This is a genomic window from Collinsella sp. TF09-1AT (genome assembly GCF_003436895.1).
Lineage (GTDB): Bacteria > Actinomycetota > Coriobacteriia > Coriobacteriales > Coriobacteriaceae > Collinsella.
The window spans coordinates 106,066-129,347 of record NZ_QSRC01000005.1 but is presented as its reverse complement, the minus strand read 5'-3'; the positions used below and the strand labels follow the sequence as shown (position 1 = coordinate 129,347).

The window sequence follows — 23,282 nt, the reverse complement described above, 5'->3', positions numbered from 1 at the left end:
CCACAACGCGCTCCTACTCCACAACATGACCGATAAGCTCATAGCAGAAGCTATCGGTAAACTCGACGGTCAGAATATCGCCCACAGATGCCTCGCTGGCATCCAGATGCACCGCGCCATCGGAATCGGGCGCCTGGAACCAAGCATGGCCAATCAGCTCGGCACCGTCCTCGGTCTCTTCGATACCGTCGACGATCACCTGGGCGCGCTCGCCCACATGTGCGGCGGTGGCGGCAAAACCGAGCGACTCGGCCAGGTCCATGGCCTCCTGGGCGCGCTCGAGCTTGACCTCTTCGTCGACCTGACCCTCCATCTTGGCGGCCAGGCTGCCCTCCTCCTGCGAATAGGCAAAGACACTCGTGTAGTCAAAGCCCATGGTGTCCATAAAGTCGATAAGATCGCGGAACTCATCGTCGGTCTCGGTCGGGAAGCCGACCATGGCCGTGGAACGAATCACGATGCCGGGGATGCGCTCACGCAGATCGCGGAACAGGTCCTCGAGCTCCTGGCGCGACCCGGAGCGACGCATGGCCTTGAGTATGCGAGCATCGCAGTGCTGCACGGGGATATCGATATAGGGCAGCACCTCGGGCGTATCGCGAATGGTCTCAATGAGCTCGTCGGTCATGCCCTCGGGCTGCAGATAGAGCACACGGACCCAGACGTTCTGCGGACGCACGGCCTCGGCGACGGCGCGCAGCAGCTGCGCCAGATTGCGCGGCGAGCCCTCGGCGACGTCCTCGTCGGCAAAGTCGGTGCCCCAGATGCCCGTGTCCTGACCGATCAGCACGATCTCTCGCACGCCACCGGCAACCAAGTCGCGCACCTCGGAAATAATGCTCTCGGCATTGCGCGAGTGATAACGACCGCGGATGTAGGGGATCATGCAGAAGCTACAGAAACGGTTGCAGCCATCGGAAATCTTGACGTAGGCGACAGCGCCCTCGACAGTGCGCTTGACCTGCGGAATATAGGCGGCGGTCTCACGCTCGACACCCAGCACGCCATCGATGACCGCCACGATGCCGTCCTCTTCGTCGGCCTTCACAAAGGCAGCGACCTCGGGCAGCTCGTCAGGCAGGTCGTCGCCATAGCGCGACGGCACGCAACCGCACATGACGATGGGACAGGAGCGAACGCCGTCCTGCACCTCATTAGCGAGCTCGAGCGTGGTCTCGATGCTCTCAGACGTTGCGGAGGCGAGGAACGAGCATGTATTGACAATGGCGATATCGGCTTCCTGCGGGTCGAATGCCTCCTCGTAGCCTGCGGCGGTCAAAAGAGAACGCATGCGGTCGGTGTCAACCTCGTTCTTAGCGCACCCGAGGGTGATGTAGAGCACGGAGCCCAACGGTGTATCCATGTTGGAGAGCGGTCCTTTCGAATGATATTAGCGGTAGTTGGTGAACTGCAGCGGCTGGCCGTAGTCCTGGTCGCGCAGGAACTGAATCACGGTCTGCAACGCGTCCTTCGAAGCAGAGGAAACACGCAGCTTGTCGGCCTCGATGGCCACCTTGACCTTGAGCTTTTGGTCCTTGATGTCCTTGTTGATCTTCTTGGCGGTCGCCTGGTCGATACCCTCGACGATATGGCCGAGCACGCGCACGGTGCCGCCCGATGCCGCCTGCGGAGCATCCCACGAGACAGCCTTGAGGTCGATGCCGCGCTTGATGAGCTTGGAGCTCAGGACATCGATGATCTGCTTGGAGACAAAGTCAGCCGGGGCGTTGATCGTAAAGAGCTTGTCGCCCTTCGAAAGCTCAATGGTGGCGCCGGAATCCTTCAGGTCATAGCGCTGGGAAATCTCGCGCGTGGTCTGCTGGAAGGCGTTGTCGACCTCTTGCATGTTGACCTCGGACACGACGTCGAAGCTGGAATCTTTAGCCATGATGTTTCCTTTCGCGTACGAGCGGCTTAATAGCTATCGTACGAATAGTCGGTAGAATCGGTGGGCGTCTGACCGTCAGTTGCGGTATCGGCGCCATCCGTGGACTGGGCATCGATGCCGTCGGTGGTATCGGTACCATCAGTGGTGTCGGCACCATCAGAACTTTCACCATTCTCGGAATCAGTCGTCTCCTTCTTGGGAACAGTGATCGTCACACGCGCCACGCCCGAAGTCTTGGTATCGTAACGGACCTTTTCGCCGTTCTTGGTAACGGTGACATCGGAAGGCTTGGACGTGGTGATCTCGATCGAGGACTCGGGCGTGTACTCCTGCTCAAAGGGGCCAGTCGCCTGGGCGCCATAGACCGACTTTCCATCGACCTTGACCTCAATCCACGCGGTCTTTCCCTTGGCAACGGAGACCTTGACCTTCGTTACCTCGTTCTCTTCCTTTTTAGCCGTCGTCTTGGTGGCGTCCGAATCGGTCGACTCATCCGTCGCCTCATCGGTGTCTTCGTCCTCGTCGACCGTTTCGGTCTTCTTAGAAGACTTCTTGGTCGTCGTCTTGGTAGCAGTGGGCGTCTCGGGCGTGCTCTCGGGCGTCGAAGATGCGCAGCCGCGCAGAAGTACCACGATGAGCAAGATCAGCAGCAGCGTCACGGCACCGATGCCAGCGTAGACGATACGCGGATCGAGCCCGTTGTTTTGAGGAGTACGAGATCCGCCGCGTCCGCGACTGGAACTGCTGCGGCCGCCTCCCTGAGGCATACGACCACGATTGCTATCGGAACGACCACGATAGCCACCCTGGCCCTGAAGGCCGCGCTGACCCGAGCGGGGCGCAAGTTCACCGCGGCCTTGATAGCCACGCTGGCCCGAACGCGGAGCCGAAGGGCGCTGGCCACACGGCTGAGACTGAGAGCGAAGACGCGGCGTCACCTGCGTAGTATCGGCATCCGCATAGCCACCGCGAGAGCGTCCGGTGGAGACACCACGGTAACCGCGATCGGAATAGCCGCCGTCGCCGTAGCCGGCACGAGGGTCACGCGCCACGCCGCGGGCAGCGGGGAGTGCACGGTCCTCGGGCATCGGCGCACTGCGGAACCGGTCACGCTGTGAGCGAATCTCCTCGCCCGAACCCGTCTCGGTAATATAACCGGCCTGCTGAGGACGCTGTCCATAGCGGGTCGAACGACCGCCCTGAACCATCAGAAAGCGCCCGTTATCGACCGAGGAACGCGAATTGACGTAGCCGGCGGCGTCCTGAAAACGACCGCCCTGCTGCGACGTCTCGCGTTCGTATGCCATCAGGTCGTCAAAGTAGGCATTGACGACCTCGCGCGGATTGAGGCCCAAAAAGCGAGCATAGCTCGAAATCATGCCCTGCGCATAGCCGCGCGGCGGCATCGAAGCAAAGTTACCGGTCTCGAAAAACTCGATGATCTGCGGCCTGATTTTGATGGTGTTGGCGACCTGCTGAATGGAAAGGCCCATTCGGCGACGCTGCTCGAGCAGCATGTCACCAAAGCGTGCAGCCATCAGAATCCTCCAAACTCACGATCTTCACGTGCCATCTCGGCGTCGACAGATTTCAGCGCGGCAAGTCCCTCCTCGTCCAGCAGAACCTCGCGCGGCTTCGAACCGTCGGGCGGGCCGACGACACCCTTTTCTTCCAGCATGTCCATAATACGCCCGGCGCGCGCATAGCCAACCTTCAGACGACGCTGCAGGCCAGATGTGGAGCCAAGCTGCGAATCCACCACAATATGGGCGGCTTCCCAGATGAGCGGATCATCGTCTTGCGGCTCGGCGACTCCAGTGCGGACAATGCCGCCGCCACCCGCCATGGACATGGAAGCGGGCGCCACGGCAGAAAGGATCTCCTCGTGGTAGTCAGGCTCGCTCTGCGACTTGACGAACTCGACAATCTCGTTGATTTCGTCGTCCGAAACAAAGCAGCCCTGGATACGGCGAGGCTTGCCCCAGTCGACCTTGGAGAACAGCATGTCGCCCAAACCGGTGAGCTTTTCGGCACCCATCTGGTCGATGATGACGCGCGAGTCGATGCCCGTGGCGACGTTAAAGGCGATGCGGTTGGTGATGTTGGCCTTGATGAGACCTGTCACCACGTTGGAGCTGGGGCGCTGCGTGGCCACGATAAGATGAATACCGGCGGCACGGCCCAGCTGAGCGATACGAACGATCGACGCCTCGACATCCTTACCGGCGACCATCATCAGGTCCGAAAGCTCGTCGATGATGATGACCAAGTAGGGCATCTTTTGCGGCGGGTTGTCGTAATGTTCAAACTCGCCGGCGGCCTGCTTTTCGTTGTAGGTCGAGATCTTACGCACGTTGAGACGCTCGAAGACCTTCAGGCGACGCTCCATCTCGGACACGGCCCATTGCAGAGCACTCGCGGCCTGCTTGGGCTCGGTCACTACGGGCACATAAAGATGCGGCAAGCCGTTATAGCCTGCGAGCTCGACGCGCTTGGGGTCGACCATGATCAGGCGAACGTCCTCGGGAAGCGCACGCATGAGCAGGGTCGTGATGATGGAGTTGATCATGACCGACTTACCGGAGCCCGTGGTACCGGCAATCAGCAGGTGGGGCATCTTGGCGAGATCGGCGACGACCGGCGTGCCCTCGGCGTCGCGGCCGATGGCGAGCTCGAGCGGACCGCCCTTCACATAGGGCAGCACGTCGCCCAGGTTGACGTTCTGGCGCTTACGGTTGGGAATCTCGATGCCCACGAGCGAGGTGCCGGGAATCGGGGCAAAGATACGCACCGACTGGGCAGCGAGCGAAAGCGCGATATCGTCCTCGAGGCTCGAAATCTTGCTCACGCGCTCGCCCTCGCCAGGTTGCAGCTTAAAGGTCGTCACCGTAGGACCGGCGATCCAGCCGACCACGCGGGCACTGCGGCCAAACTCAAGCAACGTGGACTGCAGCGACTCGGCAGTCTGTTCAAGCTCCTTGTCCGAAGACGCGGCGGAAGCCGACTGCGGGTTGGCATGCAGGATCTCGAGCGGCGGAAGCTTGAGGCCGTCCTCTTCTTCATCCTCAGCATTCGTAGGAGTTGCGCCCGCTCCCCCATCGCTAGCCATAGCCGATTCGACAGCACTCGTGGCAGGCGTATCTGCAACCTTGGGATGCTTCAAGAAGTCGGGAATCTGAGGTGCTGCCGAGACAGGATTCACGGCAAACGGCGGCTCGGACTCGTCAATCTTATCGGGGTCGTCTTCCATCGAAAGCTGACCGGTTACCTGGTCGCGCTTTACATGGCGACGCGGCAGCAAAGTTGTCTTTGCGGTCTCAATCGGAGCCTCGTCGTCCTCGTTATCGCCCTCGGTGAGCTCAATCTCACTCTCGGACCAAGACGGATCGGGCTCACTCGTATTGAGCTTGGGCGCAGCCTTGCCCTTCTTGGCATGACGGCGCGGTAGCAGCGTCGTCTTAGCGCGCTCGGCCTCCACGGCATCGGACACGTCGACAAACGGATCTTCGTCCACGTCGTCATCGTCCAAAACCGGGTCCGCATCGTTGCCCATGACCGTGGTCATGGCAGTATCAGAGCCCTTTTGACGAAGAATGCTCAGATGCGGATGGGCGACACCAGGCACCGACAGGGCCTCATCGTCACCCCACGGGCTCGCGTTAACATCGGCACGACGGCGTTCGGCAAAATCTGCCGCACGATCGCGGGCGGAGCGCAGCACGCCGCCCACCGAAAAGCCAATGATAACCAGGCCCACGACGACAAGGCCCAGCAGGACTACCATCGCGATAGGCTTACCCAGGGCATTCTGCAGCGCACTCGCAATAAACGCACCGATGTAGCCACCCGAGGCAGACAGATTTTGCGGCGTAAACATGAGGTCACACGAATTGCTCGTACCCGGCACCATCAGCGAAAGAATGGAGACGACGGCGATAAAGACCACGGCGCCGCCCGCAACAGAGCGCACGTTGAGCGGCGAGTCCTCGCCTAAAAAGAGCGTGGCGGCAAACAGCAAGATGACGATCGGCAACACGTAGGCGCCCAGACCAAAGCCTAAGTGGTAGAAACCGGCAACCGCAGCTGTAACGGGTGCAGTCGCCGGCGAAATCACGGCAATAAAGGACGCAATCGCCAAAACGGCAATGACCACGCCGGCGATATCGCGATTGGCTGAGGGCTCGACCAAGGGCTCAAAATCGTCGAAGTCTGCCTCGTGGCCCTTATTGGCACGCAGATGGGAACCGGCACCCTTAGCAGATGCCGGTTGGTTATTGGCCTTATTGCCTTTGGCGTTTTGTGCAGATCCGCGCGCCAAACTAAACCTCCATGACGACCGGGATGATCATCGGACGGGTACGCGTACGGCTCCAGATAAAGTTAGAGAGCGAATCGCGCACGGCCTTGCGAATAGCATCGGAACCGCTGCTCGTAAAGCTGAACTTGCCCTTCTCGATCGTCTTCATGATGGATGCGGAGGCATCCTCGGAGAACTGGTCGTCGATGGCAAACGAAACACCGCGGCCCGAGAACTCGATGGCCTCGATCTTCTTTTGCTTGAGCGAGACGATGGCAACAGCGGTAACCATACCGTCGTTGGCGAGCTTCTGGCGATCGCGCAGGACGATGGGGTCGGTATCGCCGATACGCAGGCCGTCGACGTAGACGACGCCAGACTCGACGGGCGTACCGCGCTTGACGATACCGCCGCGCATCTCGAGCGTGTCACCGTTATCGAGGATAAAGATATGGTCGTCCTTGAGACCCATCTTGCGGGCCAGCTGGGCGTGTGCCCGCAGATGCACGGCCTCACCGTGAACCGGCATAAAGTACGTGGGCTTGGCCATGGCCATCAGGAGCTTGAGCTCCTCCTGGCTACCGTGACCGGAGACGTGGACGAGAGCGCGGTTCTTATCCCACACGTCGCAGCCGAGCTTGGCCAGGCTGTTGACGACCTGCTGGACGGCCTTCTCGTTGCCGGGAACAGGAGTTGCCGAAAGGATAACGGTATCGCCCTCGTGGATGGAGAGCGTCTTGTGCTCGCCATTGGCCATGCGGGACAGGGCCGACAGCGGCTCACCCTGCGAACCGGTGCACATGACGACAATCTTGTCGTCGGGCAGGTTATCAATGTCGAAGGCATCGATGATATCAGCGTCGTCGATGTTGAGGTAGCCCAGCTCACGCGCCACGCGGGTGTTCGTGAGCATGGAGCGACCGGTCACAACGACCTTACGGCCGCACTTGCGGGCGGCATCGCAGATCTGCTGCAGACGATGGATGTGGCTCGAGAACGACGCGACGAACACGCGACCCGGCGCATTCTTGATGGCGTGCAGTAGGTTGGGACCAACCTCGGCCTCGGACTTGGTAAAGCCGGGAACCGTGGCATTGGTAGAGTCGGAAAGCAGCAGGTCGATGCCCTGCTTGGCAAAGCGGCTGATAGCGGCATAGTCGGGCGTAACGCCGTCGATGGGCGTCTGGTCGAGCTTAAAGTCGCCGGTGTGCATAACGGTGCCCTGATTGGTGCGGATGAACACGCCCAGAGCGCCGGGGATGGAGTGTGTCATCGAGAAGAAGTCGAGCGAGATGCCGCCGAGGTTGACATGGCTACCGCCCTTGACCTCGCGGAACTTGGGTGCGCGGATGCGGAACTCGGAAAGCTTGCCCTCGATGAAGCCGAGCGTCAGCTTGCTCGAGAAGATGGGCACCTTGTTGTTGAGGTCCTGCAGCAGATACGGAAGCGAACCGGTGTGGTCCTCGTGGCCGTGGGTGACGATGATACCGCGGAGCTTCTCCTCGTTCTCCAGGACATAGGTGTAGTCGGGAAGCACCAGATCGATACCGGGCTGGGAGTCATCCGGAAACATGAGGCCGGCGTCGACGAGCACCATGTCGTCGCCGCACTCAAAGACCGTCATGTTCTTGCCGATGCCATCAAGGCCGCCGAGCGGGATGATCTTCAAGGGAGATGATTTTTTAGCTGCCATAGGTAAGTGTGGTTTCCTTTCTTCGAAACGGGTCTGGAACAACCGACGGGGCGCTTCTGGCAAACCGACCGCCGGGCACATACAACAAAGCATCGCAGAGTCGATGCAGTAACCTCAGTATGATACCCATTTGCCCACCAACAGACCACCCATGCATTAAAGCCCCATCTGAACTGGTCCATCCCGCCGGTTTCCCGTGGGGCGGGCACTGATGAAGTTTCCTGCTCTACAGTCCTGCTCACGACGGAGGCCACATTAAGTGGCCTCCTGTTCGTGCGGAACTCGCGATAAACTTCATCAGTGCCCGCCCCACGGGAAACCTACCAAAAAAGGACAGGTTTGTTTTGGTCGTTTTTATCTGGGAAGATGCTGCTGCGGCTATCTACAGATCTGAAATCTGACTACTGAATAGACTGTCTAACTGAATAGCGAGCGGCACTAACCAGCCCTTTTGCTTGCGACCGGGAGGGGCGCATATGAAGTTTATCGCGAGTTCCGCACGCAAAGGAAAGCACTTAATGTGCTTTCCGTCTTGCGCAGGACTGTAGAGCAGGAAACTTCATATGCGCCCCTCCCGGGCGCAAGCAAAAGGGCGACCCCTGTCCGGAGTCGCCCTTGGTGAGCTGCTTGTGTGTAGCTGTTACTCGGCGTCGTGGTGACGGCGGGGCTTGCGGCCTCCGTTGTCGCCGGGACGGCGCGGACGGTCGCTGCGCTCGGAGCGCTCGCGACGCGGACGCTCACGGCGCTGGAAGTGCTCGCCGTCGCCCTCGGAGGCACCCTCGGAGCGAGCCGGGGCCTCGGGCTTGTCAAGACGATCGAGCGAGATCTTGCCGCGATCGTCGACCTCGATGACGACGACCTTGACCTCGTCGCCAACGTTGAGGACGTCCTCAACCTTCTCGACGCGGCCCTTGGCAACGCGGGAAATGTGCAGCAGGCCGTCCTTACCGGGCAGCAGGTTCACGAAGGCGCCGAAGGGCTGGATGGAGACGACGCGACCGGTGTACTCCTCGCCCGGCTCGGGAACCTTGATGATGAGCTTGATGCGCTCGACGGCCTGGTCCACGGACTCGCCGGTGCCGCCGACAAAGACGGTGCCGTCCTCCTGGATGTCAACCGAAGCGCCGGTCTCGTCCTGGATGCCGCGGATGACCTTACCGCCGGAACCGATGACGTCGCGGATCTTATCGGTCGGAACCTGGATGGAGACGATGCGCGGAGCGGTGCTGCGCGTGGTATGACGCGGCTCGGGGATCACATCGAGCATCTTCTGCAGGATGTACGCACGACCCTCCTTGGCCTGCTGCAGGGCGCGGGCCAGGATGTCGAAGGTAAGGCCGGTGGCCTTGTTGTCCATCTGCAGGGCGGTAATGCCCTCGGTGGTGCCGGTGACCTTAAAGTCCATGTCGCCCAGGAAGTCCTCGAGACCCTGGATGTCGGACAGGACCACGGTCTTGCCCTCCTCCTGGATCAGGCCCATGGCGATACCGGAGACCGGGCGCTTAATGGGCACGCCGCCGTCCATAAGGGCGAGCGTGGAGCCGCAGGTCGAAGCCATCGAAGAGGAGCCGTTGGACTCCATGACCTCGGAGACGACGCGGATGGCGTAGGGGAACTCGTTCTCGTCGGGGAGCACCGGAAGCAGAGCGCGCTCTGCCAGATTGCCGTGACCGATCTCGCGGCGCTTGGGGCTGCCCATACGGCCGGTCTCGCCGGTGCAGAACGGCGGGAAGTTGTAGTGGTGCATGTAGCGCTTGCCCTCGGTGGGCTCGATGGTATCCAGACGCTGGCCCTCGTTGAGCATACCGAGCGACAGGACGGAAAGCACCTGGGTCTGGCCACGCTGGAACAGACCAGAGCCGTGAACGAGCGGCAGGTAGTTGTCCTTCACCATGATGGGACGGATCTCGTCGGCGGCACGGCCGTCGACGCGCTCGCCGGTCTCAACGACCATGGTACGCATGGCCTTCTTCTCGAGCTTCTTGAGCGCCACGGGGATCTCGCGCTCCCAAGCGGCCTGCTCCTCCTCGGTGAACTCGGCGCGGATGGACTCCTTCAGAGCCTCGACCTTACCGATACGGGAGAGCTTGTCGGCGTCGCGAAGGGCGGCAGCCATCTCGTCGTAGTGGGCGAAGATGCGCTCCTGGACCTCCTCGACGGGCTGGTCGAGCGGGTACTCCTTCTTGACGATGGGGCCGTTAACCTGCTCCCACTCGGCGACGAACTCGTCCTGAGCCTGGCAGAAAGCAGCAAGGGCCTCCTGGCCAAACTTCATAGCGGCGAGCATGTCGTCCTCGGAGATCTCCTCGGCGCCGGCCTCGACCATCGAGATGAAGTCGGCAGAGCCGCCCAGCTCCAGGTCCAGATCGGAGTTCTCGCGCTCCTCGTAGGTGGGGTTGACGATAAATTCGCCGGTCTCCACGTTACGACCGATGCGCACGCAGGCAAGCGGGCCCTCGAAGGGCACGCCGCCGAGCGTCATGGCCAGAGAGGCACCCATAACGTTGATGACGTCAAAGGGGTTGACCTGGTCGGCGACAAGCGAGGTGGCGACGATGTGCACCTCGTTGCGGAAGCCGTCCGGGAAGCTCGGGCGAATCGGACGGTCGATCATGCGCGCGGTGAGCGTGGCCTTCTCGCTGGGACGGCCCTCACGCTTAAGGTAGCCACCCGGGATGCGGCCAGCGGCGTACATCTTCTCGTTGAAGTCGACGGTCAGCGGGAAGAAGTCGTAGTTCTTGCGCTCCTTGGAGACGACCACGGTGTCGAGCATCGTGGTGTCGCCCTGCTTGACCAGGCAGGCGCCGGTTGCCTGCTTGGCAAGCTCGCCGGACTCGAAGGTGTAGGTCTTGCCGTACAGCTCAAAGGTCTTGGATACGAGTGTCATTGTTCTCCTTTACCCCACAGGCCCCTTGCCTGCGGGCTTCTCATGTGACGCGGGCCCCCTGCCCCCGCCACGCTTCAGAGCGTGATTGTTCACGCCCTTACACAAAAAGAGCGCCCCGCTGCGCAGGACGCTCTTAGCATGTACAAATCCGTTACTGGATGTTGTCGCGGATGCCCAGAGCCTTGATGAGCTCACGGTACTCGACGATGTCGTTCTTCTTGATGTAGGAGAGAAGACGACGACGACGGCCGACGAGCATGAGCAGGCCACGACGGGTGTGGAAGTCCTTCTGGTGGGACTTCATGTGCTCGGTCAGCTCCTTGATGCGCTCGGACAGGATGGCGACCTGAACCTTGGGGTTGCCGGTGTCGACCGGGGTGTTACCGAACTGGGCAGTCAGCTCCGCCTTGCGCTCTTTGGAAACAGTCATTGTTTCACCTTTCGTTTCTTGTCGCCCGCGGGCGACACTATTCGCCTCGGACTGGGAAGCCGCCGGTGGAGCGAGCATCCAAGGTCGAGGTACCAACAGGTCGGTATGTTACCACAAGCAGCCCGCGCCTGCGCATCATCACCGACCCAACATGAATTCCATCGCACGGAGGCGCTGATCGGTGTGCGTCGCAGCCCACACATGCGAAAGCCCGAGCAAGAACGCCGCCGTATGCGGGTCGATTCGCTCGACCATGAGTGCATCGAAGGTCATGGACATGAGGGCGCGCAGCCACGCGACCTCACCGGTCGACACCAGCTCGGCACCCGGAACGCTCGACGCACACGACCCGCACATGAGCCCGCCGGCCTGGGGCGAAAAATACGACAGCATAGGGTCTCCGCACAGCACGCAAGCCGAAAAATCGGGTCGGTAGCCAACGTGCGATAGCAGCTTAAAGACATATGCCGCCACGAGCAGGTCCATATGCGCCGCGTCGAGCCCGCTGCCCACCAGGGCAAGCGCCCGCTGCGTGATGGCAAAGGTAAACGGGTCCTCGGCGTCCTCGAATGAGCACACACGCGCGACCTCGGCAATCGCGCTTGCGGCGCAGGTCGTCTCGTAATCGGGCGCGGCGCCGAGCGGCGCTTCCATAAGCTCGGCCTGGGAAACCACATCGAGCGAGCGTCCATGTGCGAGCAGCATATCGACGGTACAGAACAGCTCGCAGCGCGCTGCCAAGCGCCCACCGGGTTTGCGCGCGCCCTTTGCCACGGCACGAACCTGCCGACCCCGCTCGTCAAGCATCGTCAGAATCAGGTCGGTCTCTTTGAGCTTCGTCTTATCGAGGACGAGGACCTTCGTGCGATATGTCCGGGAGCCTGCCATGCGCGTCGCGCGTCCTTAATCTTCGGCATTGTAGCCAAAACGGCGAATCTGAGCCTCGTCGTCGCGCCAACCGGCCTTGACCTTTACGTCCAGCTCCAAAAAGACCTGCGTGCCAAAGATGCGCTCAAGATCACGACGGGCATCGATGCCGATATGTTTGATCATCTCGCCGCCCTTGCCGATGATGATGCCCTTTTGGCCCTCGCGCTCGACGTAAATGGTGGCATGTACGCGCAACACCTTTTTGGTCTGCTCGAGCGCATCACAGATCACGCCCACGGAATGCGGAATCTCATCACGGGTGCGGTGAAGAACCTTCTCGCGCACAAACTCGGCAACGAGCGTCTCGTCGGAAGCATCGGTGCCCATGTCCTCGGGGAACCAGCGAGGACCCTCGGGCAAAAAGTGCGCAACGGTCTCGATGAAGGCATCGACGTTAAAGTTCTTGACCGACGACGTCACGATCTCGTCGTCATAGTCCATGAGCTCGTGGGCTGCCTTGAGCTGCTCCATGACCTGTGCGGGGTCGGCCTCATCGGCCTTGGTGAGCACCAGGACCTTCTTGCAGCGGGCGCTCTTGACGCGCTCGGCAACCCAGGCATCTCCCCTGCCGATCGGCTTGGTGGCGTCAATCAAAAACGCGACGACGTCAACATCGTTCAGCTCGAACAGCGCACTCTTGTTGAGCTCGGAACCCAGGCCATCCTTGGGCTTATGAATACCCGGGGTATCGACAAAGACCAGCTGGTAGCCGGGACGATTGACGATGGCGCGCATACGGCGGCGGGTCGTCTGTGCCACCGGCGAGGTGATGGCAACCTTTTTGCCGTAGCAGGCATTAAGTAGCGTGGACTTGCCGGCGTTAGGGCGACCGACCAGGGCCACGAAGCCGCTGCGGAAACCGGGTTCCACGTCACCAAAGCCCATAGGACCGTCGTCCTCGTCGCATAGGGCGTCGAGTTCCTCATCGCTCATGCCCTCAAACGGGTCGAACTCCTCGACTTCCTCGAGCTCCTCAGTATCCACCGCGTCCAGGGACTCGTCGTCCAGAATCTCATCGGTAGGCTGCATATTGTCGGACATGGGACTCCCTTTCTAAATAAAGCCGAGCGCGTGGGCAAATACCAGCAAGCCCACAATCGCGGCGGTGATGGAAAGAACGTATACAGAGGCGGCGGCGATGTCCTTCGCACGCTTGGCCAGCGGATGAAGTTCCTGGGTCGCCAGGTCGACGATGGCCTCCATAGCGGTGTTGCACAGCTCGCCGTGAATCACCAGGCCACAACAGATGATAATCGTGGCCCACTCGGCAATGTCGAGCCCCACGATGCAGCCGGCAACGACGGTGCACACGCCCGCAACGAGCATGACCTTAATGTTGCGCTCGGTCTTGACGGCGGTGACGAAGCCCTCCATGGCGTAGGAAAACGACTTTAAGAAGGACGGATGGTCCTTGTTCGATCCGGGAATCATAGACGGCTCCTAGTCGTGGACGTGGTTGGTGATGGGGCCGACGTGGACTAGCTTGGGGTCCTCGCCGCGCTCGAGCGCCAGATCGCGCAGGATGGCGTCCTCGCGGGCCTCCATGACCTCGGCCTCGTCGTCCTCGATGTGGTCATAGCCCAGCAAGTGCAGCATGCCGTGTACGAGCATCAGACGGCACTCGCCAGCGGGGCTATTGCCAAAACCGGGGGCCTGACGGGCAATAACCTGCGGGGCCAAGATAATATCGCCGAGCTCGAGCGTCTCATCGGCGGGAATATCCTCGTCAAAGGCCGAATCGCACTCGAACGAGAGTACATCGGTGGTGCGGTCGATACCGCGCCACTCGTGGTTGAGCCCGTGCATCTCGTCCTCGTCGACATACGAAAGGGAAATCTCGACTTCACGTTCAACGCCCTCAGCGGCGAGCACAACCTCGCAGATGTGTTCCACCTCTTGCGCGTCGAGCAGCGTATCGAGCTCGGCATCGTTGCTGATCAATACACTCAACGGGACTCCTTTCGGTCATGCGAGCGCTGCTCACGCACGTCATCATAAGCATCATATGTTTCGACGATACGACCCACCAGGGCATGGCGCACCACGTCGGCATGCTCCAGGTGTGCAAACGCCACATCGTCGACACGACCTAAAATCCGCTCAACATCGGCAAGGCCGCCACGGCGACCCACCAGGTCGCGCTGACTCAGGTCGCCGGTAATCACAAACTTGGAGTTAAAGCCCAAGCGCGTCAGGAACATCTTCATCTGCTCGGGCGTGGTATTTTGTGCCTCGTCGAGTACCACGAAGGCATCGCTCAGCGTACGGCCGCGCATGTAGGCGAGCGGGGCAATCTCGATCACACCGTGTTCCATAAGCTCATCGGTGCGCTCGCGATCCATCATGTCAAAAAGGGCGTCGTAGAGCGGGCGCATATACGGGTCGATCTTTTCCTCGAGGGTGCCGGGCAAAAAGCCCAGGTTCTCCCCCGCCTCGACAACCGGGCGCGTCAAGATTAGGCGACCCACCTCGTGACGCTTAAGCGCGGCGACGGCGAGCGCCATGGCCAGATAGGTCTTACCGGTACCGGCAGGACCCAAGCCAAAGGTGATGGTATGCGAGCGGATAGCATCCACATAGCGCTTTTGCCCGAGCGTCTTGGGGCGAATGACGCGGCCGCGATACGAAAGCAGCACGTCATCGCGAAGCGACGTAGCCTCGTGCTCACCGTCGCGCAAGACGGCTAGGCAACGCGAGACATCGTCGGCAGAAAGGGTACGGCCGGCCGCCGCCTCACGAAAAGCATGCTCGAAAAAGCGCGCAACGAGCTCGACCTCATCCGGGTCACCGCTCACGGCGATGCTATCGCCACGGGCGACCACGTGGGCGCGAACCAAGCTTTCGAGCGCACGAAGGACGCCGTCGCCAGCGCCCAAAACGCGCGAGGGGTCAACTCCCTCGGGAACGGTAAGTCTAATCTTCGAGGCTTCCATGAACCTCCCTGCGTGCATGGACCAAGCCGGAATCATCGACTCCGATAATAGCAACATCGAGCAGGCACGGGGCTGTAAGTCCACAGGTATCGTCAAGACGGGCATGATGGAACGAGCCGAGCGTCAGGTTGTCACCATACTCGAGCACGGCGCGCTCAACGGTTCCCACGCGACGACGAGCGTCGGCAATGGCGAGCTCCTGAGCAGCCGCGCGCATGCGGCGGCTGCGCTCGGCCATGACCTCAGGTGGTACCTGGTCGGGCATGTCGGCGGCGAGGGTGCCGGGGCGCTTGCTATAGCGGAACACGTGCATGCGCGAAAAGCCCACGCGACGGCATAGCGCCAGCGACTCCTCGAACTCCCCATCCGTCTCACCGGGAAAACCGACGATAACGTCGCACGAAAGAGACGCCTGCGGCAGGTTGGCGCGAATCATGCGCACCGTGTCCTCAAAAGCCTCGGCACTATAGGGACGGCCCATGCGATGCAGGGTCGCCGTGCAGCCAGACTGCACAGGCAGGTGCAAAAACGGGGCGATACGCTGCGGGTAGCGCGCCATAACCTTAAGCAGGTGCTCAGAGATATCCATGGGCTCGACCGAGGAAATGCGCACATGCGGAATAGACGTGCGCTCCATAATGACCTCGAGCAGCTCATCGATCTCGACGTGTTCGTCGGTCGTACTCTTGCCATCGTAGGCACCAAGGTTCACGCCCGTCAGCACCACCTCGGGCACGCCGGCCTCCTGGGCCTCGCGAACTTGCTCGAGCACGGACTCGACGGGCACGGAGCGCTCGGGGCCGCGTGCCTTCCACACAATGCAATAGGTGCAGCGATGGTTACAGCCGTCCTGAATCTTCACGCCCAGGCGAGAGCGACCGAGCGCATCGACCACCTCGCCATCACTGCAGGCGGGAACGCTATCGGACTCAACGCCCAACACCTCGCAGACACGTTCGGCGACATCGATCTTGGACGGCTCGGCGATCACGCGATCCGAAAGCTCCAGCAGTTCCTCGGGATGCAAATTGACCACGCATCCGGTCACGACCACATAGGGGTCGTTTGGATGGGCCAGCGCATGACGGACGGCCTTACGGGTCTTGGCCTCGGCCTCGCCCGTAACGGCACAGGTGTTAATGACGATCAGATCGGCATCCTGGGGCTCCACCATGGCAAAGCCCAGGCGCATAAGATCGGCAGTGATACGGTCAGACTCAACCCGGTTGACACGACATCCGAGGTTGACGACGGAAATATGGGGTGCGAGCACGCGGGCTCCTTAATCGAGGATATCGTCGAGGGCACTCTTGATACGGTCGGTCACCGACTTCTTACCGGAAGCGACGTCATCGCCCATCTCATCGGCAAAAGCACGGAGCAGCTCGCGCTGCTTATTGGAAAGATTGGTGGGAACGACCACGCGCAGTTGCACGATCAGGCGGCCACGCGAACCGCCACCGCCAATGCGCGGCATGCCGTAATTATTGACGCTCACGGTGTCGCCGTACTGGGCACCGGCGGGAACCGTCACCTTAACGACCTCGTCGGGCATAATGCCCTCGACCTCGATCTCGCAGCCGAGCGCAGCCTGTGCAATCGAAATATCGCTCACGAGGTACAGGTCGTCACCGTTGCGCTTAAAGCGCTCGTGGTCGGCGACGCGCACGTTGACAATCAAGTCGCCCGAAGGCTCGCCGCGAAGGCCGGCCTCGCCAAAGCCGCTCACACGCAGCTGGCGACCGGTCGAAACGCCGGCGGGAATATCGATGTCGATCTTTTCATGCGAAGGCGTGCGGCCCTGACCGTCGCAGGTCTCGCAGGGATGGTCGATAACCGTGCCCTCGCCATGGCAGTCGGGGCAAGGCGAGGAGGACTGAACCTGGCCCAGGAACGAACGCTGGACCGTCGTGACATAGCCCGTACCGTGGCAGCGGCCGCACTGCTTTTCCTGTGCACCCTCGGCCCTACCGGTGCCATTGCAATCCTCACAGGGAGCAAGGCGGTCATAACTAATCGTCTTTTTGCAACCGAGCGCCGCCTCCTCAAGGGTCACCGAAAGAGAGATGGCCATATCGCGGCCGCGACGACGCTCACGACGGCTGCGGGCGCCACCGCCGGCACCGCCGCCAAAAAACGACGAGAACAAGTCGTCCATGCCCATGCCACCAAAGATATCGTTGATATCGACGTAGCCCGAACCACCAGGGCCGTCGACAGTGCCATAACGGTCGTAGTTAGCACGCTTCTGCTCATCGGAAAGAACGGAATAGGCCTCGTTGAGCTCCTTGAACTTGGCCTCAGCATCGGGGTCGTCCGAAACGTCCGGGTGTACGGTACGGGCCTTCTTTAGAAACGCGCGCTTAATCGTCCGCGCGTCGGCATCCTTGTCAACGCCAAGTACCTCGTAGTAATCCCTATTTTCCGACACGACCGAATCCTTCCAACTTTCATTATTGTCACAGTGCGTCCTATACCCAAGCTGGGCCGACCGCAAACAGAGGGTTTGATGTTATTGCATTTAATACGGCGAAAGCATGGCCCGTTGCGAGCAGCTCGCAAACCAAACAGACACGAGCGCGAACATGAAGCCGTTGGCAAAACCGTTGGCAAACTGCATCGCACCACGCTTCCACCACAGCAGGCTGCGATGAAGCACACCGTCCGAAAGCACCATGAACAGGCCCATGGTAAACGGAATAAAGCACATCATGGCAAAGGCCGAGAACACGCCCGAGATGGCCGACAGCACCAAAAACGGCGCCACAATGCCCATCAGGTAAAAACCGGTACGAGCTTTGCCTTCCAAGCGCTCGGCCTCAACATGGGCGCGGCCGACCAGGTCGCCGCCCGCGGCACCGTTGGTGCCAGCATGACCCATGCCGCTAATGCGGACCTCGTCGCTATCGTGCGTGCCGGCAGGAAACTCAATCGTCTGCTCGGAGGTTACGCGAGTACGACCGCTGCCACCGCAATCGGGGCAGGGGTCGGCCACGACCTTACCGGAACCGCCGCACTCGGGGCAGACCGACTGGAACGTGCCCGCACCAAACAGGAAGGACAGGTCGACGTCGATGTGGCCGCGGCCACCGCAGCTCGGGCAGGTATGCGCATGCTCGGACGAAACGGAGCCCGAGCCGCCGCAGTTGCTACAGGTGTCGAAGCGCGTGTAGCGGACGGTCTTGCGGGCACCGCCCTTGGCCTCCTTGGCGTCGAGTTTGATATCGACGACCACGTTGGCGCCGTTCTCGGGATTGTAGGCAGCCTGGCCGCGTCGCTGCTGGCCCCAGGCACCACCAAAGGGAAAACCGCCCTCAAAAGGATTGCCATAACCCGTGCTGCCGGCATAGCCGCCACCATAGGGCGAAGCCGTAGGAGCACCGGCAAAGGGATTGCCAGAACGCATGGCGTCGTAGCGCGCACGTTTTTGCTCATCCGAAAGCACGGCGTAGGCCTCGGAAACCTCTTTAAACTTTTCCTCGGCATCCGGCTCTTTGTTGACGTCCGGATGGAGCTTGCGGGCCTTTTGCTGAAAGGCCTTTTGAATATCACGCGAGGTGGCGTCCTTGGAGACGCCCAGGATCTCGTAGTAATCTTTTTCGTTCATCGTCGCCATGCGCGGCAACCTCCTGCTCACAGCAGCGTATATATTCCGGTAATTCTACCCGAGCGGCTTAAGCTAGATCCCAAAACAGCTCGAACAGAACATTTCCATCGAGCCAGCCCAGGTGGGTCGGCGCCAGTCGAGCGCGAACGCGGCCCGAGACGACATCTGCCGAAGTAAAGGGTCCCTCATGGACCCCGAGCGCCTCGGGCAACCAAGTGGCAAGACCCAATTCGAGCGCGCGATCGCAGGCAGCTGCCAGCTCGCCCGTTGGGATGACGCAAGCTGCACGAACCAACAGGTCGGACGCAACACCGCGCGTCATGCGACAAGCGAGCATCAGGTCTTCGGCCGAAGCCTCGCGCTGCGACAGATATTCGGCCTCGAACGCCGTCGCGTCATCGTCGCGCTGAACCAAGCGCACACGGTACGCATCGCCTCGAGAAGGCGCGCCAGGGAACAACATAGCCAGGTGATCGAAATCCTCGGCATCGAGCATACCCGCGGCAGAGCGTCCTAGACCCAAATAGCCCTGTCCAGTCCAATAGGCAATGTTATGGGCGCACTCATGGCCGTCGAGCGCGTAGCTCGCCACCTCATACGGGTGATAGCCGGCGGCACCCAGGAGCTCGTGTGCCACGTCCATGCATGCGGCCTGAAAATCCTCATCAGGCTCGAGCGACTCGTCACGGCACGCCATGCGATAAAGGGGCGTCCCCTCCTCGAGCGTGAGCGGGTAGACCGACACATGATGCGGAGCCGCCGCCAGCACGCCATCGAGTGTGCACTGCCAACTCGCCGCCGTCTGCCCGGGAAGGCCACACATAAGGTCGCACGACACATCGAGACCAGCGTCCTTCACCGTCGCGATAGCCGCAAGTGCCCGATTAGCATCGTGAATGCGGCCAATAGCAGCCAGCTCGATATTGTCGAGGGTTTGCACGCCCAGAGAAATGCGCGTGAAACCCGCCTCGGCAAGCGCCGGGGCGAGCTCAGCGGTCAACGACTCAGGATTTGCCTCGCAGGTAAATTCAACGGGCTTGCACCACATGGAGATACGACGGGCAAGTTCTACCAGGCGCTCCCCTGCCAGCGACGGCGTGCCGCCGCCTACGTAGACTGTGCGGATCTGCCTGAGTGCCCCAGCGTTGCCAAAGGCATCGAGCCGCGCATACAGCTGCTCAAAATAGGCATCGAGCGCAGCGTCCAGGTCGCACGGGGCAAAGCTGCGCGAGTCAAAGTCGCAATAGCGGCATTTTTGAGCGCAAAACGGCACGTGCACATACAGCGCGGTAACGGACACCTTTAGGCCTCCAGCGGATGAGCGGGCACCGACTCGCCGGCGGCAAGCGCGGCCTCGCAGGCCACCACATCGCGCTCGATATCATCGACCAGCCCCATAAACTCCTCGTATGTGGAACAGCGCACCACCTGGGCGCGCCAAGCGGCTGCATGGGGCATACCCTTTAAGTACCAGCTTGCATACGTACGGGCGCGCGACATAAGCGGCAAAAGCTCGTGCGTCAGCGTCAGGTGTTCGCGCAGGGCGCCCAGGCGCTCGACCGAGGAGCGAGAAGGAACCGGCGTGCCATCGAGTGCAAGGGCTCGGGCATCGCCGAACACCCACGGATTGCCGTAGATGCCGCGCGCGATAAATACCGCGCTGGCACCCGAATTGCGCAGATGCTCCGCGGCATCCTCGGCAGTGAACACGTCACCCGAACCAATCACGGGAATCTCGACAGCGTCGGCAACCTCATCGACGACCGACCAATCGGCCTGGCCCGTATAGAGCTGCGTGGCACAGCGACCATGCACCGCCACCGCTGCGGCCCCCGCCCCCTCGAGCATTTGGGCAAACGTCGCGGCATTACAGTCCTCGGCATAAAAGCCCTTGCGGATCTTCACGGTCACGGGAACGTGTGCCACGCCCACTGCCGCCTGGACGATTTTCTCGGCCAGGTCGGGCGTGCGCATGAGCGCCGAGCCCTCGCCCTTGGTGACGACCTTGCGAGCCGGGCAGGCCATGTTGATATCGATCAGCGACAGGCGATCGCCCACGCGTTCCTCGACGGCAGCGACAGCGCTCGCAAATTGATCGGGCTTGGAGCCAAAGAGCTGCACGCAAATCTGCTGCTCCTCGTCGGCCGGCAGCACCAGACGCCACGTCTTATTGCTGGCATAGGCAAGGCCCGCCACGCTCACCATCTCGCTATAGGCAAGATTGGCACCGCGGCGGCGGCACATAATGCGATACGCGGGATCGGTCACGCCCGCCATGGGAGCCATAAGGAACGGCTGCTCGGCATAGGCGCCCAGCAGCCGCGTACTGTATTCAGAAAGCGCCATGGTCCTACTCGTCCACCTTGAGGATCGCCATAAAGGCCTCCTGCGGGACCTCGACCGAACCAATAGCCTTCATGCGCTTCTTGCCCTCTTTTTGCTTTTCGAGCAGCTTGCGCTTACGCGAGATATCGCCGCCATAGCACTTGGCCAGAACGTCCTTGCGGCGCGCCTTGACGGTGGAGCGGGCGATGATCTTGTTGCCGATGGCGCCCTGAATAGGTACCTCGAACAGCTGACGCGGGATGATCTCCTTGAGCTTGTCGCACAGGCCGCGGGCCAGGCCATAGGCCTTGTCCTTGTGCACGATAAACGAAAGCGCGTCGACCTCGTCGCCCGAAAGCAGGATGTCGAGCTTCACAAGCTCGGAGGGACGATATTCGTTGAACTCGTAGTCGAGCGACGCATAGCCCTTGGTGCGGCTCTTGAGCTGGTCAAAGAAGTCCAGGATGAGCTCGGCAAGCGGCATGTCAAAGCGCATCTCGACCGATTTGCTCGTGAGGTGGATCATATCGGTGGTAACGCCGCGGTGCTCGATAGCGAGCTGCATGACAGCACCCGTATACTCGGGCGGGCAGATGATCTTGGCCTTGAGGTAGGGCTCCTCGATACGCTCGATGCGCGTGGCCTCGGGCAGGTCCTGCGGGCTGCGGACATCGATCATCTCGCCGTCGGTCTTGTAGACGTGATAGTCCACCGAAGGGCTCGTGGCGATAAGGTCCAGGTTGAACTCGCGCTCCAGACGCTCCTTGACGACCTCCATATGCAGCAGGCCCAGAAAGCCCACGCGGAAGCCAAAGCCGAGCGCCACCGAGGTCTCGGGCTCCCACACCAACGACGGGTCGTTGACATGCAGCTTATCGAGCGCGTCACGCAGGTTCTCGTAGTCCTTGTTATCGATCGGGAACAGGCCCGTATAGACCATGGGCTTGGCCTCGCGGTAGCCCGGAAGCGGCTCGGGGCAGGGATTCGATGCCCACGTGAGGGTGTCGCCCACACGCACGGCCTCGGGGTCCTTCAGGCCCGTGACCACGTAGCCCACCTCGCCGACCGTCAGCGCGTCGACCGGCGTCTCGGCGGGACGCTTGACGCCCACGCCGTCGACCAAAAAGTCGCCCTCGGCCTGCATCATGCGCAGGGTATCGCCCTTTTTGATGGAGCCGTCAAAAACACGGACCGTGGCAACCACGCCGCGGTATTCATCAAAATAAGAATCCAAGATGAGTGCTTTGAGCGGCGCATTCGCATCGCCCTTGGGCGGCGAGATCAAGAAGACGATGGACTCCAGCAGGTCGTGGATACCCTCGCCAGTCTTGCCCGACACGCATACGGCATCGTCGGCAGGGATCGCGAGGTCGTCCTCGATCTCGGTCTTGACCTCGTCGGGGTGTGCCGACGGCAGGTCGATCTTGTTGATCGCGGGCACAATATCCAGGTTGGCGTTCATGGCGAGCGTCGCGTTGGAGACGGTCTGCGCCTCGACGCCCTGCGTGGCGTCGACAACGAGCACCGCGCCCTCGCAGGCGGCCAGCGAACGCGAGACCTCATAGGTAAAGTCCACGTGGCCCGGCGTATCGATCAGGTTGAACTGATACGTCTCGCCGTCGTCGGCGTCATAGGACACGCGGACGGCATTGGACTTAATCGTAATGCCGCGCTCGCGCTCGATATCCATGGTGTCGAGCAGCTGCGACTCCATGTCGCGCTCGTCGACGGTATGGGTGAGCTCGAGGATGCGGTCACTGATCGTGGACTTGCCATGGTCGATGTGCGCAACAATCGAGAAGTTACGGATGTGGGAAATGTCAATTGAAGTATTCATGCGGACTATCTTACCCGAGGGGCACAAAAAATGGAGCCTGTTCCATAAAACAGGCTCCATTTATGCGCGTAATCTGTGTGGTGTGAAATTTACAACTTAGGCGTTGATGCTGTTCACGAGCTTGGCAAGACCGGACTTGCGGTTGGAAGCCTGGTTCTTGTGGATAACATGCTTGGCAGCAGCCATGTCGAGACGCTTGGTGACGGTCTTGAGGGCAGCCTGGGCCTTCTCGGCGTCGCCCTCGGCGACAGCGGACTGGACGTGCTTGGTCAGCGTCTTGAGCTCGGACTTGACAGCCTTGTTACGCATGCGAGCTGCCTCATTGGTGCGGATACGCTTCTTCTGAGACTTGATGTTTGCCACTTCTGGAGTTCCTTTCGAGTTCCTTGCAAAAAATGTATGACACCTCTGAGACACGGTGAGGTCATGCAAGCGCCTACTATAGCACGCTCCCC

19 protein-coding genes are annotated in these 23,282 nt (G+C 61.1%); all 19 read right to left on the bottom strand.

Annotation, left to right across the window (positions count from 1 at the left end):
• Positions 1-13: 13 nt before the first annotated feature.
• A complete protein-coding gene (gene rimO / locus DXC90_RS06100; protein ID WP_117735190.1) occupies positions 14-1,363 on the bottom strand; it encodes a 30S ribosomal protein S12 methylthiotransferase RimO in 1,350 nt (449 codons plus the stop codon).
• 27 nt (positions 1,364-1,390) lie between these two features.
• On the bottom strand, positions 1,391-1,888 hold the full coding sequence (locus DXC90_RS06095; RefSeq protein WP_117735189.1) for a YajQ family cyclic di-GMP-binding protein: 498 nt from the start codon (positions 1,886-1,888) through the stop codon (positions 1,391-1,393).
• A 26-nt stretch (positions 1,889-1,914) separates the two neighbouring features.
• Positions 1,915-3,426, bottom strand: coding sequence for a RodZ family helix-turn-helix domain-containing protein (locus tag DXC90_RS06090; RefSeq protein ID WP_117735188.1), 1,512 nt, complete (start codon positions 3,424-3,426; stop codon positions 1,915-1,917).
• The gene (locus tag DXC90_RS06085; protein WP_233502208.1) at positions 3,426-6,206 is read right to left on the bottom strand and encodes a DNA translocase FtsK; all 2,781 of its coding nucleotides are present in this window, start codon (positions 6,204-6,206) and stop codon (positions 3,426-3,428) included. The genes DXC90_RS06090 and DXC90_RS06085 overlap by 1 nt, the downstream gene beginning before the upstream one ends.
• Position 6,207: 1 nt before the next feature.
• Entirely contained in the window at positions 6,208-7,878 is a 1,671-nt protein-coding gene (locus DXC90_RS06080; protein WP_117735187.1) for a ribonuclease J, read from the bottom strand.
• A gap of 640 nt (positions 7,879-8,518) precedes the next feature.
• Positions 8,519-10,765: a polyribonucleotide nucleotidyltransferase gene (locus DXC90_RS06075; protein ID WP_117735186.1), complete on the bottom strand. Its 2,247-nt coding sequence runs from the start codon at positions 10,763-10,765 to the stop codon at positions 8,519-8,521.
• Positions 10,766-10,916: 151 nt separating this feature from the next.
• Positions 10,917-11,195: a 30S ribosomal protein S15 gene (rpsO, locus tag DXC90_RS06070; RefSeq protein WP_035138510.1), complete on the bottom strand. Its 279-nt coding sequence runs from the start codon at positions 11,193-11,195 to the stop codon at positions 10,917-10,919.
• A 138-nt stretch (positions 11,196-11,333) separates the two neighbouring features.
• The gene (gene recO / locus DXC90_RS06065; RefSeq protein WP_117735185.1) at positions 11,334-12,083 is read right to left on the bottom strand and encodes a DNA repair protein RecO; all 750 of its coding nucleotides are present in this window, start codon (positions 12,081-12,083) and stop codon (positions 11,334-11,336) included.
• 15 nt (positions 12,084-12,098) lie between these two features.
• Complete coding sequence (gene era, locus DXC90_RS06060; RefSeq protein ID WP_199406636.1) at positions 12,099-13,166, bottom strand: GTPase Era; 1,068 nt, start codon at positions 13,164-13,166, stop codon at positions 12,099-12,101.
• Positions 13,167-13,178: 12 nt separating this feature from the next.
• The gene (locus DXC90_RS06055) at positions 13,179-13,556 is read right to left on the bottom strand and encodes a diacylglycerol kinase family protein (RefSeq protein WP_117735184.1); all 378 of its coding nucleotides are present in this window, start codon (positions 13,554-13,556) and stop codon (positions 13,179-13,181) included.
• 9 nt (positions 13,557-13,565) lie between these two features.
• Entirely contained in the window at positions 13,566-14,075 is a 510-nt protein-coding gene (gene ybeY / locus DXC90_RS06050) for an rRNA maturation RNase YbeY (protein ID WP_117735183.1), read from the bottom strand.
• On the bottom strand, positions 14,072-15,058 hold the full coding sequence (locus DXC90_RS06045) for a PhoH family protein (RefSeq protein WP_117735182.1): 987 nt from the start codon (positions 15,056-15,058) through the stop codon (positions 14,072-14,074). The genes ybeY and DXC90_RS06045 overlap by 4 nt, the downstream gene beginning before the upstream one ends.
• The gene (locus tag DXC90_RS06040; RefSeq protein ID WP_117735181.1) at positions 15,039-16,331 is read right to left on the bottom strand and encodes a MiaB/RimO family radical SAM methylthiotransferase; all 1,293 of its coding nucleotides are present in this window, start codon (positions 16,329-16,331) and stop codon (positions 15,039-15,041) included. The genes DXC90_RS06045 and DXC90_RS06040 overlap by 20 nt, the downstream gene beginning before the upstream one ends.
• Before the next feature lie 9 nt (positions 16,332-16,340).
• Positions 16,341-17,489, bottom strand: a complete 1,149-nt coding sequence (gene dnaJ / locus DXC90_RS06035) for a molecular chaperone DnaJ (RefSeq protein ID WP_117735180.1) — start codon at positions 17,487-17,489, stop codon at positions 16,341-16,343.
• Between the two features lie 90 nt (positions 17,490-17,579).
• Positions 17,580-18,674: a DnaJ domain-containing protein gene (locus DXC90_RS06030; RefSeq protein WP_199406635.1), complete on the bottom strand. Its 1,095-nt coding sequence runs from the start codon at positions 18,672-18,674 to the stop codon at positions 17,580-17,582.
• Positions 18,675-18,732: 58 nt separating this feature from the next.
• Entirely contained in the window at positions 18,733-19,965 is a 1,233-nt protein-coding gene (hemW, locus tag DXC90_RS06025) for a radical SAM family heme chaperone HemW (protein ID WP_117735179.1), read from the bottom strand.
• Positions 19,966-19,967: 2 nt separating this feature from the next.
• The gene (gene dusB, locus DXC90_RS06020; protein WP_117735178.1) at positions 19,968-21,011 is read right to left on the bottom strand and encodes a tRNA dihydrouridine synthase DusB; all 1,044 of its coding nucleotides are present in this window, start codon (positions 21,009-21,011) and stop codon (positions 19,968-19,970) included.
• Between the two features lie 4 nt (positions 21,012-21,015).
• Entirely contained in the window at positions 21,016-22,827 is a 1,812-nt protein-coding gene (lepA, locus tag DXC90_RS06015; protein WP_117735177.1) for a translation elongation factor 4, read from the bottom strand.
• A gap of 96 nt (positions 22,828-22,923) precedes the next feature.
• Positions 22,924-23,190, bottom strand: coding sequence for a 30S ribosomal protein S20 (gene rpsT, locus DXC90_RS06010; protein ID WP_022094714.1), 267 nt, complete (start codon positions 23,188-23,190; stop codon positions 22,924-22,926).
• Positions 23,191-23,282 lie beyond the last annotated feature (92 nt).

Coding starts and splice junctions, on each gene's coding strand:
- DXC90_RS06080 (WP_117735187.1), bottom strand. CDS start 7,878: ATGGCAGCTAAAAAATCATCTCCCTTGAAGATCATCCCGCTCGGCGGC.
- DXC90_RS06075 (WP_117735186.1), bottom strand. CDS start 10,765: ATGACACTCGTATCCAAGACCTTTGAGCTGTACGGCAAGACCTACACC.
- DXC90_RS06095 (WP_117735189.1), bottom strand. CDS start 1,888: ATGGCTAAAGATTCCAGCTTCGACGTCGTGTCCGAGGTCAACATGCAA.
- DXC90_RS06055 (WP_117735184.1), bottom strand. CDS start 13,556: ATGATTCCCGGATCGAACAAGGACCATCCGTCCTTCTTAAAGTCGTTT.
- DXC90_RS06030 (WP_199406635.1), bottom strand. CDS start 18,674: ATGGCGACGATGAACGAAAAAGATTACTACGAGATCCTGGGCGTCTCC.
- rimO (WP_117735190.1), bottom strand. CDS start 1,363: ATGGATACACCGTTGGGCTCCGTGCTCTACATCACCCTCGGGTGCGCT.
- era (WP_199406636.1), bottom strand. CDS start 13,166: ATGTCCGACAATATGCAGCCTACCGATGAGATTCTGGACGACGAGTCC.
- lepA (WP_117735177.1), bottom strand. CDS start 22,827: ATGAATACTTCAATTGACATTTCCCACATCCGTAACTTCTCGATTGTT.
- rpsO (WP_035138510.1), bottom strand. CDS start 11,195: ATGACTGTTTCCAAAGAGCGCAAGGCGGAGCTGACTGCCCAGTTCGGT.
- DXC90_RS06090 (WP_117735188.1), bottom strand. CDS start 3,426: ATGGCTGCACGCTTTGGTGACATGCTGCTCGAGCAGCGTCGCCGAATG.
- dusB (WP_117735178.1), bottom strand. CDS start 21,011: ATGGCGCTTTCTGAATACAGTACGCGGCTGCTGGGCGCCTATGCCGAG.
- recO (WP_117735185.1), bottom strand. CDS start 12,083: ATGGCAGGCTCCCGGACATATCGCACGAAGGTCCTCGTCCTCGATAAG.
- DXC90_RS06045 (WP_117735182.1), bottom strand. CDS start 15,058: ATGGAAGCCTCGAAGATTAGACTTACCGTTCCCGAGGGAGTTGACCCC.